General features: G+C 69.2%; 13 protein-coding genes. 7 read left to right on the forward strand and 6 right to left on the reverse strand.

Going from position 1 to position 13,841, the window contains the following annotated elements; genetic code table 11:
• The first annotated feature begins 94 nt into the window (after window positions 1–94).
• The 5 genes from ACSSVZ_RS09640 to ACSSVZ_RS09660 all read left to right on the forward strand — a co-directional run bounded on the left by ACSSVZ_RS09640 (window position 95) and on the right by ACSSVZ_RS09660 (window position 5,498).
• Entirely contained in the window at window positions 95–1,378 is a 1,284-nt protein-coding gene (locus ACSSVZ_RS09640; RefSeq protein ID WP_453969609.1) for a TRAP transporter large permease, read from the forward strand.
• Entirely contained in the window at window positions 1,378–1,896 is a 519-nt protein-coding gene (locus ACSSVZ_RS09645; RefSeq protein WP_453969610.1) for a TRAP transporter small permease, read from the forward strand. Before ACSSVZ_RS09640 ends, ACSSVZ_RS09645 begins: the two co-directional genes overlap by 1 nt.
• 13 nt (window positions 1,897–1,909) lie before the next feature.
• Window positions 1,910–2,896, forward strand: coding sequence for a TRAP transporter substrate-binding protein (locus tag ACSSVZ_RS09650; protein ID WP_453969611.1), 987 nt, complete (start codon window positions 1,910–1,912; stop codon window positions 2,894–2,896).
• Between the two features lie 236 nt (window positions 2,897–3,132).
• Window positions 3,133–4,449 (forward strand): aspartate aminotransferase family protein, encoded by a 1,317-nt coding sequence (locus tag ACSSVZ_RS09655; protein ID WP_453969612.1) that lies wholly within the window; start codon window positions 3,133–3,135, stop codon window positions 4,447–4,449.
• Window positions 4,446–5,498: a phosphotriesterase family protein gene (locus ACSSVZ_RS09660; RefSeq protein ID WP_453969613.1), complete on the forward strand. Its 1,053-nt coding sequence runs from the start codon at window positions 4,446–4,448 to the stop codon at window positions 5,496–5,498. The genes ACSSVZ_RS09655 and ACSSVZ_RS09660 overlap by 4 nt, the downstream gene beginning before the upstream one ends.
• A 235-nt stretch (window positions 5,499–5,733) precedes the next feature.
• On the opposite strand, the gene ACSSVZ_RS09665 is transcribed toward ACSSVZ_RS09660, so the two are convergent.
• Genes ACSSVZ_RS09665 through ACSSVZ_RS09675 form a run of 3 tightly spaced genes read right to left on the reverse strand, consistent with a single transcriptional unit; the run spans window position 5,734 to window position 8,309 of the window.
• The gene (locus ACSSVZ_RS09665) at window positions 5,734–7,671 is read right to left on the reverse strand and encodes an asparagine synthetase B family protein (RefSeq protein ID WP_453969614.1); all 1,938 of its coding nucleotides are present in this window, start codon (window positions 7,669–7,671) and stop codon (window positions 5,734–5,736) included.
• Window positions 7,668–7,979, reverse strand: coding sequence for a PqqD family peptide modification chaperone (locus ACSSVZ_RS09670; protein WP_453969615.1), 312 nt, complete (start codon window positions 7,977–7,979; stop codon window positions 7,668–7,670). The genes ACSSVZ_RS09665 and ACSSVZ_RS09670 overlap by 4 nt, the downstream gene beginning before the upstream one ends.
• Window positions 7,980–8,024: 45 nt before the next feature.
• Window positions 8,025–8,309, reverse strand: coding sequence for a hypothetical protein (locus tag ACSSVZ_RS09675; RefSeq protein WP_453969616.1), 285 nt, complete (start codon window positions 8,307–8,309; stop codon window positions 8,025–8,027).
• A 226-nt stretch (window positions 8,310–8,535) separates the two neighbouring features.
• On the opposite strand from ACSSVZ_RS09675, the gene ACSSVZ_RS09680 reads away from it, so the two are divergent.
• Both ACSSVZ_RS09680 and ACSSVZ_RS09685 read left to right on the forward strand, forming a co-directional pair.
• A complete protein-coding gene (locus ACSSVZ_RS09680; RefSeq protein ID WP_453969617.1) occupies window positions 8,536–8,712 on the forward strand; it encodes a hypothetical protein in 177 nt (58 codons plus the stop codon).
• Between the two features lie 27 nt (window positions 8,713–8,739).
• Window positions 8,740–9,954: a 2OG-Fe(II) oxygenase family protein gene (locus tag ACSSVZ_RS09685; RefSeq protein WP_453969618.1), complete on the forward strand. Its 1,215-nt coding sequence runs from the start codon at window positions 8,740–8,742 to the stop codon at window positions 9,952–9,954.
• Window positions 9,955–10,008: 54 nt separating this feature from the next.
• Here the strand turns inward: ACSSVZ_RS09685 and ACSSVZ_RS09690 are convergent, their stop codons facing one another.
• From ACSSVZ_RS09690 to ACSSVZ_RS09700, 3 genes are all read right to left on the reverse strand, one after another.
• Window positions 10,009–10,248 (reverse strand): DUF2188 domain-containing protein, encoded by a 240-nt coding sequence (locus tag ACSSVZ_RS09690; protein ID WP_453969619.1) that lies wholly within the window; start codon window positions 10,246–10,248, stop codon window positions 10,009–10,011.
• Window positions 10,249–10,417: 169 nt separating this feature from the next.
• A complete protein-coding gene (locus tag ACSSVZ_RS09695) occupies window positions 10,418–12,943 on the reverse strand; it encodes a bifunctional diguanylate cyclase/phosphodiesterase (protein WP_453969620.1) in 2,526 nt (841 codons plus the stop codon).
• 200 nt (window positions 12,944–13,143) lie between these two features.
• A complete protein-coding gene (locus ACSSVZ_RS09700; protein WP_453969621.1) occupies window positions 13,144–13,836 on the reverse strand; it encodes a molybdate ABC transporter substrate-binding protein in 693 nt (230 codons plus the stop codon).
• Between the last annotated feature and the right edge of the window lie 5 nt (window positions 13,837–13,841).

Consider the following 13,841-nt stretch of genomic DNA (forward strand, 5'->3'; position numbering starts at 1 on the left):
CCGGCACCCTCGGCCGTTCGTCTGGAGCGCCAACCCCGACGACATCATCGCCGCTCGAAACCGAGGGTTCCAAACGTTGGAATCAATCCACTAGATGGCGCCGGCCCTGATCCTCGCGGCCGTGCTCCTCGCCGGTGGCGCGGCGCTCGCCTACGTCATCGGCGCGACGGCGATCCTGTCCTTCGTGGCGGCCGACCGGACGATGTTCCTGGCCGCGCTGCCCCAGCGGATCGTCGCGCAGGTCGACAACTTCACCCTGATGAGCATGCCGCTGTTCATCCTGGCCGGCGAGATCATGAACCGGACCGGGGTGACGCGGGCGCTGCTCCGCTGCGCCATGCTGATGTTCGGCGGGCTGCGCGGCGGTCTCGGCCACGTGAACGTGGCGACCAGCGTGTTCTTCGCCGGCATCTCCGGCTCGGCCGTGGCCGACGCGGCCTCGCTGTCGAACATGCTGGTGCCGCAGATGCGCAAGGAGGGCTATCCGGCCACCTATGCGGCGGCGATCACCGCGGCCTCGTCGATCATCGGCCCGATCATCCCGCCGTCGATCATCATGATCTTCTACGGCGCCCTGATGGGAACGTCGGTCGCCGGGCTGTTCGTCGCCGGCATCGTGCCGGGCCTCTTGATCGCGCTGGTGCTGATGGCCGCCAACGCGCTCTACGCCCGCGCCCAGGGGCATCCGCGCTCCTCGGTCGAGGCGGGCGACCGCAGGGCGGTGATCCTCGAGGCGCTGCCCGCCCTGCTGATCCCCGTCATCATCATCGGCGGCATCGTCTTCGGCGTGGTCACGCCGACGGAAGCCGCGGCGCTGGCCGTCCTCTGCGCCCTCGGCGTCGGCCGCCTCTACGGGCGCATCGAGGCGGGCGACCTGTTCGAGGCGTTCAAGCGCACCGCGGTGCTGTCCGGGTCGATCTTCCTGCTGCTGTCCGCGGTCGCCGCCTTCGGCTATCTCGCCGGGCTGCAGCAGATGCCCACCAAGCTGGCGGCCTGGCTGATCGGCTGGGGGTTCGAAGGGCTCACCTACCTGCTGCTCCTGAACGTCGTCTTCCTGGTCGCCGGCATGTTCCTGGAAGTGCCGGTGGCGCTGGCGCTGCTGGTGCCGCTGCTCGCCCCCACCGCCCTCGCCATGGGCATCGACCCGGTCCATCTCGGCATCATCATCTGCCTCAACCTGACCATCGGCATGGCGTCGCCGCCGTTCGGATCGTGCCTGATCATCGTCTCCACGGTGACCGGCGTTGGCTACTGGAAGCTCTGCCGGGCGGTGATCCCGTTCGTGCTTCTGGAGATCGCCGTCCTCGCCGTCGTCACCTACGTGCCGGCGCTGACGATGACGCTGCCGCGCCTCGTCGGCTTCGCGGGAGGCGGCTGATGCACGCGCTTGCCGCCCGCCTGAAGGCCGTGTCCGACGCCGTCAATCGTGGCGCGGTCGTCGCCTGCGTCGGCTGCTTCGTGGTGATGCTCGCCACCGTGACGCTGCAGGTCGTCGCCCGCTACCTGTTCGCCTCGCCGCCGTTCTGGACCGAGGAGCTGGCGCGCTGGTCGATGGTCTGGGGCGGTCTGCTCGGCATCACCGTCGCCTTCCACGAGAGCGCCGACCCCAAGCTCTACCAGCCGCCGCTGGCGCGTTCGGCCGTGCGCGCCATCCAGGGGGCCGCCCGGCTGGTCGGCGCCTGGGTGTTCATGGGCACCGTCTTCTACTTTTCCATCCCCTTCATCCACCGCCAGTCCCAGCAGCTGTCGGAAGGCCTCGGCATCTCGCCGATGTGGGTGTCGCTCGCGGTCCCGGTCGCCGCCACCCTCGTCTGCTTCCACGCGCTGGTTCTGGCGATCGCCCAGCCCTTTCTCCCACCCGAACCCGTCCACGATCCGCAATCGGACCTTCACTGAGGGGAACTCAACCATGCACATGACCAGGTTTTCGGCCGGCCTCCTGTCGGCGCTCCTGCTTCTCGGCGCGAGCCAGGCACAGGCGCAGTCGGTCAATCTCGCGCTCGATTCACCGCCCTCCTACGACGTGCAGCCGACCTATCGCTGGGCGAAGAACTTCACCGACAAGCTGGCGGAGGAAGGCTTCAAGACCGAGCTGTTCGCCTACAACTCCATCGGCGGCGAGGCGGAGCGCTTCGACCAGCTGCGCGCCGGCCTGCTGAACGTCGACATGGCCGGCTACGCCTTCGGCGTGCAGCTGGTGCCGGAGATGGAGGTCGTGCGGCTTCCCTATGTCTTCGACGACATGGACCATCTCGCCCGGTTCATCAGCGACTCCGACTTCCTGGAAAAGGTCAACGAGAAGATGGCCCCGTCCGGGGCGCGGGTGCTGGCGATCGTGCCGCTCGCCGGCTTCATGGGCATCTTCAACGACGAGCATCCGGTCGCATCGAAGGCCGATCTCAGCGGCATCCGGCTGCGCGCCCTCGACGCCTCGCAGATGAACCTGATCAAGGCGCTGGGCGCCGACGGCGTGGTGATCCCGTTCAGCGAGGTGCCCTCCGCCCTGCAGACCGGCGTCGCCGACGGCTACATCAACCCGGTGAACGTGCCGCTGACCTTCGGCCACGGCGACCTGCTGAAATACTACACCAACGCCGAGATCATGGTCGGCGCGCGCCTGGCGCTCGCCTCCGAGCAGTGGTGGGACGACCTCTCCGACGCGGAGAAGGCAAAGGTCCAGGCGGCGGTCGATGCCGCCAACGCGGATCTGTTCGACTGGGCAGCCAGCGCGGCGGCCGCGGAGGGGCAGAAGCTGACGGACGCCGGCTTCGAGATCACCGAGCTGTCTCCGGACGCCCGCGCCGAGTTCGTCGCCGCCACCCAGTCGATGCGCGACACGCTCGACGTGCCGAACAAGGACGCCTACCTGGCCGAGATCGAAGCCGCGAAGAAGTAGCCGCGGGTCCCCGCCGGACCGACCGGCGGGCGGCGGGTCGCGCCGCGCGGTCCGTCGGCCCGGCACCCGTCCGGCCGGCGGCAGGCGGAGCGCCGCCTGCCGCCTGAATCATCCAAAGCGTTGATCCGCGTCCGACGCTCGGGCGCGGCATACCCCCTGCCCCTGACAACCCGGCCCGACCGCCGGGACGCGGCCGCCCCATGGGCGCCGCCGGACATGAACCAGGAGTACGAATTGTGAACAGTGCGGTTGTGACCCCGGCCCTCGGCGAGGCGCTGGCGGAGGCCGAGGCGGCCTATGTCCGACGCAACCCGAAGGGCGCGGCGGCCCACGCCCGGGCGACCCGGGTGCTGCCCGGCGGCAACACCCGCACGTCGCTGTGGAGCGACCCGTTCCCGCTGTGCGCGGCGGGCGGCGCGGGATGCCGGATCACCGACATCGACGGGCACACCTATGTCGACTTCCTGGGGGAATTCACCGCCGGCATCTTCGGCCACTCCTCGAAGGTCCTCGCCGACGCGGTGATGCGCGCCCACGCCGCCGGCATCAACCTGTCCGCCCACAACGAGCTGGAGATCCGGCTCGCCGAGCTGATCACCGCCCGCTTTCCGTCCATGGACCTGGTGCGGCTTGCCAACTCCGGCACCGAGGCCAACGTGATGGCCGTCGCCGTCGCCAAGATCGTCACCGGCCGCGACCGGATTGTGGTGTTCGAGCGCGGCTACCACGGCGGGGTGCTGACCTTCCCGCCGGGCGGTTCGGCGGTGAACGTGCCGCACACCTTCGACGTGCTCCCCTACGACGACATCGCCGCCGCCGAGGCGGCGTTCGCCGCGCGGGGGAGCGACGTCGCGGCCGTGCTGGTCGAGCCGATGCTGGGCGCCGGCGGCTGCCGTCCGGCCTCGGTGGACTTCCTGAAGCGCCTGCGCGCGCTCACCGAGCGCCACGGCGCGGTGCTGATCTTCGACGAGGTCCAGACCGCCCGCATGTCGGTGGGCGGCTGCCAGGGCCTCTACGGCGTCGTCCCAGACATGACGACCGTCGGCAAGTTTTTCGGCGGCGGCCTCGCCTTCGGCTGCTTCGGCGGCAGGCGCGAGATCATGGAGCGGCTCGACCCGCGCCGTCCCGACGCCATCGGCCACGCCGGCACCTTCAACAACAACACCCTGACGATGGCCGCCGGCATCGCCGCCATCGAGACCTACCTGACGGCGGAGAACCTCGACGCGCTGTTCGCCCGCGGCGAGGCCTTCCGCGCCGACCTCAACGCCCTCTTCGCCGCCCGATCCGCCCCCTATGCGGTGACCGGCCTGGGCTCGATCATGAACGTCCACGGCCGCGGCGCGCCGTCGACCGACGCGGCGCTCCGGCGGCTGTTGCAGTTCGACCTGGCCGAGGCCGGCTGGTACATCGCGCCGCGCGGCCTGATCGCGCTGTCGCTGCCGATCGGCGAGGCGGAAACCGAGGGCTTCCTCGCCGCCGTCGCAGCCTTCCTCGACCGCCGCAGCGACGCCCTCGCCTCAGTCGCCGCAGGAAAGGGAGCGTCGGGATGACCCCGTCCGACCTGAAGGGCAAGGCCCAGACCGTCACCGGCCTCGTCGATCCCGCGACCCTCGGGCCGACGCTGATGCACGAGCACCTGCTGATCGACCTCAACCCGCCGGCCATGCGCGGCGAGGCGCCGGGCGCCCACGTCCACGACGAGCCGGTCGATCTCTGCAACTGCTTCCGGGCGCGCTACGGCCAGGCCTACTACCGGGACAACTTCCGCCTCGACTGCGCCGACGTGGTGGTCGCCGAGCTCCAGGAAATGGCCCGCGCCGGCGGCCGGACCGTCGTCGACCTGACCGTCGGCGGCCTGCAACCGCAGCCGACGATGCTGCGCGAGATGGCGCAGACCAGCGGCGTCCAGATCGTCATGGGCTGCGGCCACTACGTCGACGACTACCAGGCGCCGGAAAACGCGGAAAAGAGCGTCGACGCCTTCGCCGACGAGATCACCGGCCAGATCCTCGACGGCGCCTGGGGCACCGACGTGCGCGCCGGCATCATCGGCGAGATCGGCTGCCAGTCGCCGTGGACCGACCAGGAGAAGCGGGTGATGGAAGGCGCCATCGAGGCGCAGAAGCGCACGGGTGCGGCCCTCAACGTGCATCCCGGCCGCCACGCCGACCAGCCCCAGGAGGTCGCCGACTTCGTGAAGGCCCGCGGCGGCCCGATGGAGCGCCTCGTCATCAGCCACATCGACCGCACGATCTTCGACGCCGACCGGCTGCTGCGCCTCGCCGACACCGGCTGCATCGTCGAGTTCGACCTGTTCGGCTGGGAGGAGACCAACTACTTCCCCAACCCGGCCATCGACATGCCCAACGACGGCATGCGCCTGAAGTGGCTGCGGCTGCTGGTCGACCGCGGCCATCTCGACCAGATCCTGATCAGCCACGACATCTGCACCAAGGGAAGGCTCGAGCGCTTCGGCGGCCACGGCTACCAGCACATCTTCGCCAACGTGGTGCCGCTGATGGCCCGCCGCGGTTTCACCGACGACCAGATCGACACCATCCTGGTGAAGACGCCGAGGCGTCTGCTGACCTTCGTCTGACCCCGCGCCGCGGCAGGGCCGGTCGCGCGCCGGCTGCGCACGGTGCGCAGCAAAATGCGCATCTGCAGCGCGCGAAAAAGCGCACGAATGCGCAGATTGGGGCCACCAAACCGCCATTCCGGACACCCGAAACGGTGCGCATTCCGGTGCGCACGGCGCGCACCGGAATGCCGGGCGCCGCCGCCGCGGGGCGGCATCGACGAACCGGACGACGGCTCGGAGGGTGGGAGAAACGCTACCCGTTCGACCCGGAAGCCTTGCGCAGGAAGTGGCCGGCGGCCATGCCGCGCAGCAGCGCCAGCCGGTAGGCCTGCATCAGGCCGGGCCTGTCCCAGCCGGACGCCGGCAGTTCGTCCAGCAGCCGTTTCATGCGCGGCACGTCCAGCGTCCGGGCGGCGGCGTCACAGGCGGCGAGCTGGTCGAGCTCGGCGGCGGCCGCCGCCCGGCCCGCGCCGAGGCCGACGTGCCAGTCGGCCGCCTGGTAGCCGCGTCGGCGCTCATCCAGCACCGCCGCCGGCAGCCGGTCCCTGAGCGCCGTCCGCGCCACCGCGCGCGCCACGCCATCGACCAGATAGCGGTCGGTGGGGATGCTCAGGCAATACTCCACCAGGCGCCGGTCGGCGGTCGGATCCCGCTGGTCGAGCCCCCACCCGGCCAGCGTTCCCTTGGTGACGTTGCCGGGATCGGTTCGCCGCAACACCCAGACGCGGTCGGCAAACGCGTCCTTGCGTGGGCGATAGCTGAAGTCGAGGTTGCGCTCCTTCGCGATCCCATCCAGGTCCATCGCCTTGAAGCGATCCGGGTTGATGGCCGTATAGTCATGAACGTCGTGGCGCACGCCCTGGAGTGCGGCCGTCAGCCGGCTCCAGAGCCCGGCGGGCATATAGGGTCCGAAGGTGATGCCGGCCGGCCCGCGCCAGCTCATGCCGCCTTCCCGCATCAATCCGCGATACTCGCGCATCAGCCGAAGCCATCGCCCGCTGCGCAGCAGTTCCGGCATCAGCTCGTAGCCGAAATAGCTGAACGTCATGTTGCCCATGGTGGCGTGCAGGAGGACCTTGAGCCTGCGGTCCCGCGCCTCCTGGTTGATCGCGCGCATCCACACCCAGTTGCAGAGGTTGAGCTTCGGCCGCTCGAACAGGAAGAACGCCTGGTCGAGACCGTCGAAGGGCGAGGTGTGACCGGTGCGCAGCCGGACGTGGTCGACGTTCGGATAGAGCGCCGCCGTCGCGGCCGCCAGCGGGCCTTCGTCGACGAACCGGTTCGGCACGGGCGCGGCGCCGGCTTCTTCCGAGGGCACGGAGGTGAAGGCCGTGACCCGGCCGCCTTCGGGCGCCAGCAGCCGCGCCGCCGTCGCCGTGACGGCAGAGCTGTCGAACCCTCCGCTCAGATGGGTGGCGACCGCGCCATCGGCGCCCCGCAGCATCGAACGGGTGGCCTCGTCGAGGTGATGGCGCACCCCCTCGACCCAGTCGGCGGGACCGCGGTCGCCGCGGTCCGGACGGCGCGGTTGCCAGTAGGATCGGGAGGCGGCGCCTTCGCGGGTGACCGTCACCACGTGACCCGGCTCGACCCGGCAGACGTGGGCGAAGAAGCTGCGCGGCCCCGACTGGGGCAGCAGCGTCACCAGTTCGGCGACCGTCTGCTCGTCCGCGGCATAGGGGATCTCGGCGAGCGCATGGAGGCCCTTGGCCATGGAGGCGAAGGCGAAGAAGTCCTTGCCGCAATGATAGTGGAGCGGCCGCTGCCCGAGGAAATCGCGGGCGAGCAGCAGGCGGCGGCGATCCGCATCCCAGAGTGCGAAGGCGAAGTCCCCGACCATCCGGTCGAGGGCGGCCTCCTCCCAGCGATCCAGGCAGGCCAGCAGGATCTCCGCATCGCAGGCGCGCCGGACCTCGGCCGGCAGGCCGAGCGCTGCGATCAGGTCGTCGCGGTTGTCGAGCCGTACGTCGGCCACGAGGACGAGCCGGCCGTCACGCGCGGTGAGCGGCTGGCGGTCGGAGATGTCCTCGGGCAGCGTGCGGTACAAACGCCGGCCCATGGCGATCGGCCCGTCCGCCCACTGGCGGCCGTCATCCGGTCCGTAGATCCGCTGCGCCGACAGCATGCGCTCGCACTCGGCGCCGACGCCGGGCTTCCCGTCGAATTGCCAGAGGCCCGCGATCGCGCTCACGGAGCGACGGGGCCGGCTGTCCCGGGTCCGCCATCGCGGACGATCAGCCGTTCGGCCAGCATTTCTTCGAGCACCGCGAGCATCTGGCGCTCGCAGACGGCGGCATCCACCTCATAGGTTTCCAGCAGGAAATCCCGAATCTCGGCGACGCGGCGCGTCGCGTCGATGAACTTGAAGATGCTGCAGGCGACGGCGTTCATCCCGTAGAAGGCGCCGTTGTCGAGATTGATCGCGACCAGCTCGCCGCCGGCCTCCTCGAACAGCGTCCCGTCCCGCCTGGCGACGACGGAGTCCATCGAAAGCTTCACGTCATGTCCCTGCTGTTCGGGCGTATGGACCGCCAGCGTGCCCGGTCACGCACTTCGGACGTCCATCCAGCCCCTTGCCCACCAGCCCACCACTATAGCGCCGCCGCCGCCCGGTCGACACGGCCCGCGAGCGGGATACGGAAAAATCGGAACCTGGCTTTCCGCCCGCACGCCGCTCCAAGATATGAGAATGCGCTGGTCGGTGCGATCGAGGACGGTCAAGGAACCGAGCAGAAGCTTGCGCGCGGCAAGGGAGACTTGAAGCAATAGACGCACCCGGCGCGCATCGCCGGACGAAAATGATGCAACCAGCTGGTTGTCGCCCGTCATCGCGCCAGGGAGTCCCAGTTTTTAGTTCCCTGAGGATGGAGCACCGCCGGACTCGGGTGACGCATGGCAGGAATTGTCAAAGTCGTCCCGGGCGACGTCCTTGGCAATTGTCGCTCCAACTGGACGCTGCTAGAGATACCGCGCATTTTACCGAAAGCGTCATACTTTTGCATCGATTCGGGCGTGATGTCGCCCGTGCCCTGTCCAACGAAATGGAAGCGTTTCGATGACCAATGCCAACGTTCAGCATCCATCCGTTCCGGTGCAGGATGCATCCGATGCGTCTGCGGTGGTCCCGGCCCGCGGGAAGGCCGCCTGGGAACAGCCGAAGCTGACCCGCATGGACATCAGCCTGACCCAGAGCGCCTTCAGTGGCAGCCCGGATGCCGATACCTCTTCATAGGCCTTGCCGGTCGCCGGAGAGAGCGAGATGCGGGCGGGACACGCCGCGGGCGATGTGAACCACACCGCGATCGAATGGGACGATGCCAGGTCCAATCGGATCGTGGACCCGGATACGGCCTCGTCGCTGCTTCGCCGCGCGGCCGCCCTCGCCCCGGCAAACGCCGCCATCCGGTTCGATCTCGGCAGCATCCTTCTGGAGCAGTTCCGGTTCGCCGAGGCCGCGGAAGCGTACCAGGCCGCCCTTCGGATCGATCCCACGCGACAGGATGCCGTGCTCCGGCTGGCCCGCTGCTGGAACCGGCTGGGCCGCTACGCGGATGTGCTGGCGCTCCTGAACGACAGCGCCGACGCCTCTGCGGACGCCCTCTATCTGCGCGGCAAGGCGGCGCTCGGCCAGGATCAGGCCGAGCGGGCCGAGGTCGATTTCCGTGCGGCCCTCGATCGCGATGCCCATCACCGCGAGGCCTGTTTCGAACTCGGCCGCATCCTCCGCGACGCCGACCGCCTCGAACACCTGGAAAGTCTGCGCGCCGAGCTCTGGGCGCGGGGGGCCCGCCACGTGCAGCTGCTGCTCGACTGGGGCCGGATGCTCGCCGACGCCGGGCGCATCGAGGAAGCGCGGCGCCTGCTGTTCACCGCCTCGAAGGTCACGCAGGCGACCCTCGACGTGCCGGACGGCTTCGCGACCCTCGCCGACTTCAATTCGGCCGTGGCCGACGAGCTCGCCCACAATCCCCAGCAACTGACCGACCTGCCCGCCGACGAGCAGGCGATCCGCGGCTCATCGCGCATCAACCATCTGATGAACGGCGCGCGCCCCGAGCTGATCCTGGCGCTTGTCGCCGCCATCAAGTCGGCCATCGCCCGGGACGTGAGGGAGCGGGTCCGCCAGCCGGACGATCCCTGGCAGGACTGCCGGCCCGCCCGCGCCAGGCTTCACGCGTGGGCCAACATCCAGGGACCGGGCGGCTACGAAGATTGGCACGCCCACCGCGCCGGGTGGCTGAGCGGCGTCTACTATGTCGCGATCCCCGAGGACTTTACCGCCGACGGTGACGGCGCGGGCTGCATCGAGTTCGGCGCGCCGCCATTCCTGGCCGCGGCGCTTCCGGAAACGCTGCGCATTGCGCCGCGCGAAGGCATGCTGCTTCTGATGCCGTCGCACACCTACCACCGCACGATCCCGTTCGCATCGGACGGCAGGCGGATCAGCTTCGCGTTCGACGTCCGGCCGGTGTGAACGCTGTCTGATGCGGCCTCTGTCGCCGAAGGCGTCAACCGGCGGGCGGACCGCTCAGGATTTGACTTCGGTGATCGGCCGATCGTCGCCGCGGCTGATGTCCGCATGCCAGCGGCCGCCCTCGTCCTCCCAGGTGATCTGCGCCCCGTTGCCGGGCGTGCGCTGCTCGCGTGCGGCGCGGCACGCCGCCGCGAAGGCCAGGTCGTGGCTTGCGAAGGTCTCGGAGAACACGCCATCGGCCTGGTAGGCCCAGCCGCCGTCGTGTTCGACGATGCGATAGGTCTGCTTGGTCATTCCTGCCTCCATTGGGCGGATACGGGGACGGGCGGCGCGACACCGGCCGCAGCGATCGCACCGTCGGTGGCCCCACAGATGGGGCGCCGTCCGGCGGCTGTCCACACCGGAACCACGGATGCGCCAGCGCATCGCCTCGAGCCGACCGGGCCGCGCCGGCGGGTCGCCGTCACGCGGAGGCAGCTTCCCTGAACGCGCTCGCCGACGCCGGGCGGCCGAAGAAGAACCCCTGGAAGCTGTGGCATCCGGTCTCCTTCAGGAGCTCGAACTGCTGTTCCGTTTCGACCCCTTCGGCGCAGACGGTCAGCCCCAGCCGCAGGCCGAGATTGGCGATCGCATCGACGACCATGCGCGCCTTGTCGTTCCTGGTCGAACCCAGATCCCAAATGAAGGTGCGGTCGATCTTCAGTTCGGCCACGTCGAGATGCGCCAGATAGGACAGCGAGGAATAGCCGGTGCCGAAATCGTCGATGGAGGTGCGCACGCCGATCTCGCGCAGCAGTTGGACCTTGTTGCGCGCATCCTCCAGGTCGTGAAGCAGCAGCGACTCGGTGATTTCCAGCTTGAGAAGCCGGGGATCGACCGCTGTCTGTTCCAGCGCGCTGACGACCTCCGCAACGAAGTCGTCGCGATAGAACTGCCGCGGACTCACGTTCACGGCGATGGTCATGTCCTTCATCTCCGCCGCGGCGCGCCAGGCGATCAACTGGGCGCAGGCGGACTGGAGCGCCCAAGAGCCGAGCGGCACGATCACCCCGATCTGTTCCGCAACCGGGATGAACCGGTCCGGCGCCAGAAGTCCCTGGCTCGGATGCTGCCAGCGAACCAGCGCCTCCGCCCCGACGATCTGGCCGCGGCAATCCACCTGGCGCTGGTAGTGGAGGATCAGCTCGTCGTTGGCGAGCGCCGCCCGCAGGTCGCGCTCGAGGGCCGCGCGGGCGGCCACCGCCTCGCTCATCTCGCGATCGAAGAACATCACGGTGTCGCCGCCGTGCTTCTTCGCCGCCGACCTGGCGAAATCGGCGCGTTTGACGATCTCGTCGCGATCCGGATTCCGCGAGCCGCCATAGAGCGAGATGCCGATGCTGGCCGTTGGCATCTGGCCCATGCCGTGGAACTGCGTGCCGCATTCGCGCACCAGCGCCAGGAGCCTTCGACCGACCTTCTCCGCCTCCATCGCGGCGAGGTCCCGATCCAGACCAATCCCTTCGATCGCGAAGACGAACTCGTCGCCGCCAAGTCGCGCGGTGATGTCGTCGCGGCGCGCCGTCGCGGTCAGCCTTTTCCCGAAGAGCTTCAGGAAGCTGTCGCCGGCCGAATGCCCGAGCTGCTCGTTCAGGAGCTTGAACCGGTCGATATCGATCAAGAAAAAGGCCCCGTACTCTCCCGAGCGCGCCAGTCGCGCGATGCCGTGGTCGAGGCGTTCATAGAGCGTGGTCCGGTTCGGCAGGCCCGTCAGGCTGTCGTAGTAAGCGAGCCTCTCGATCGTCTGTTCGGCCTGCTGCTGGGCCGTGACGTCCATGATGAAGCCGCTCCAGTTCACCGTGCCGTCGTCCTCGCGCCGTGGTGCGGCGTTGCCCAGCAGCCATCGCTCGGTCCCGTCGGGAAACCGCAATCGGTAGCGGCTGCGCCAGGGCGTCAGTGCGCGCGCCGAGTCGGCAATTTCCTCGAGAACGCGGTCTCGATCGTCCGGATGCAGCACGTGCACGATCGGCGTCGCGTCCTCCGCCACCTGCTCCGGCGTGACCCGGTAGATCTCGTAGATCTTCTCGCTGGCATAGGGAAACGAGTAGCGGCCGTCGGGCGAGAGGCGGAACTGGTAGACGACGCCGGGGACCCGCGACGCCACCGTCTTCAGCTGATCGTAGAGCAGGTCCGCCTGGATGCCGGACGCATCGGCGGCGTTGCGGGCACGGATCTCGCGGCGCCGCAGATAGGCCGATACGCCCGCCACGACGAACACGGTCAGCGCCGCGGTGACGGTGCTCCATGCCAACGTCGTGACCGATATGCGCGGCCAGCCCACCATGGGCGCATAGGCCTTCGCCGGCAGGTACACCGTCGCCTCCATAGCAACGTAGTGCATCGACGACACGGCGCCGCCCATGATGATCGAGCCGAACAGCATCACGCCCTGCGGCCACAATCCGGTTCGCTCGATCGACGCGCAGAGGAACAGCGAAAGCGTCGCCAGCACCGTCGCGATCAACACCGAAGCGATGAACAGCGAGGGCATGTAATACATCTCGACCGGTGCCAACATGGCGGTCATGCCGATGTAGTGCATCAGACAGATGCCGACCCCCATCGACACGCCGCCGAACACGAGCAGCGCTGGGCTCGGCCGAACGGCAGCCAGCACCTTGATCGCGATCAGCGATGCGACGAGCGCCGGAACCAGCGAGAGGGCGGTTTTGGCGACGCTGAAGGACACCGGGACAGGAAGCCTGAAGGCCAGCATCCCGACGAAATGCATCGCCCAGATGCCGATTGCCAGAGCCAGGGCGGCGACCGCGTTCCAGGCGATGCCGACGCCCTGCGCACCGGCTGCCCGGATCAGACGGACATGGTTGAACGCGACGAACGCCGCAACCATCGAGATGAGGACGGAGGCGAATACGAGCTCGGGTGAATAGACCCCCTCAAGAGCGCCGCCGGTATCGACGCCGTCTGACAGGAAATGAAGCCCGTTCATCGATGTGCTGCCCTCGCCGGATGATCGCCCGCCCCGATACCGGCAAGTCCGGATCCAGAGGATCGACCGGAACCGGCACCGAGTAAATATGGCTTAGCAAACCCGCGCTCCGCGGGCTCGGCGTCTGGGCGCGACAGGATGTCCCGCCGCGGGACACGGCCCCACTCAGGGCGTGTTCAGCACCGATCCCGCGGATCGGCTCAGGAGAACCCGGCCGCGGTACGGGCGGCGGCATTGTCGGGCGCCGTCAGCAGCTCGATCAGCGTGCCGGCTGCGCCGGGAGAAGAGGCGCCGGTCGCCACCGCGGCGGTGTAGACGGTGGCCAGCCCATGCGGATCGGGCAGCGTGCCGCAGGCCCGCACGCCCGGGGTGTTGAGGATCTCGGTGATCTGCGTGCAGCCGACCGGACTGGCGTCGTCGGCCGCGGCCATCGCCGTCATGGCGGTCTGGCCGTTGGGGAACGGGCGCAGCCTGCCGGCGACCTCGTCGGCGACGCCGAGATCTGCCAGCACCCGCGCGAAGTGAAGACCGGCGGTGGAGTTGACCAGATCCGGCACGTAGATGGCATCCGCTGCGCGCAGCGCCGCCGCCAGGGCCGCGCCACTCGACACATCCACCTCGGCTGCCCCTTCGCGCACCGCCACCGCGGTCTCCACCGTGCCGACGTCGGCGATCGTCCCGGGAACGGCGTGGCCGCTGGCCGCGAGCACGTCGACGATCGCCCGCGTGAGCAGGATGAGGTCGACGACCTCGCCGCCGAGGATGCGGTCGCGCATGCCGCCGACCGCGCCGAAGTCGCCCGAAATGTCGAGCCCGGTCTGCCGGGCGAAGGCCGGGGCGAGGGCGTTCACCAGTCCGTTGGCGGCGCCGCCGCTCAGGATCTTCAGCTCCATCTGGG

This window comes from Amorphus sp. MBR-141, from assembly GCF_053628695.1.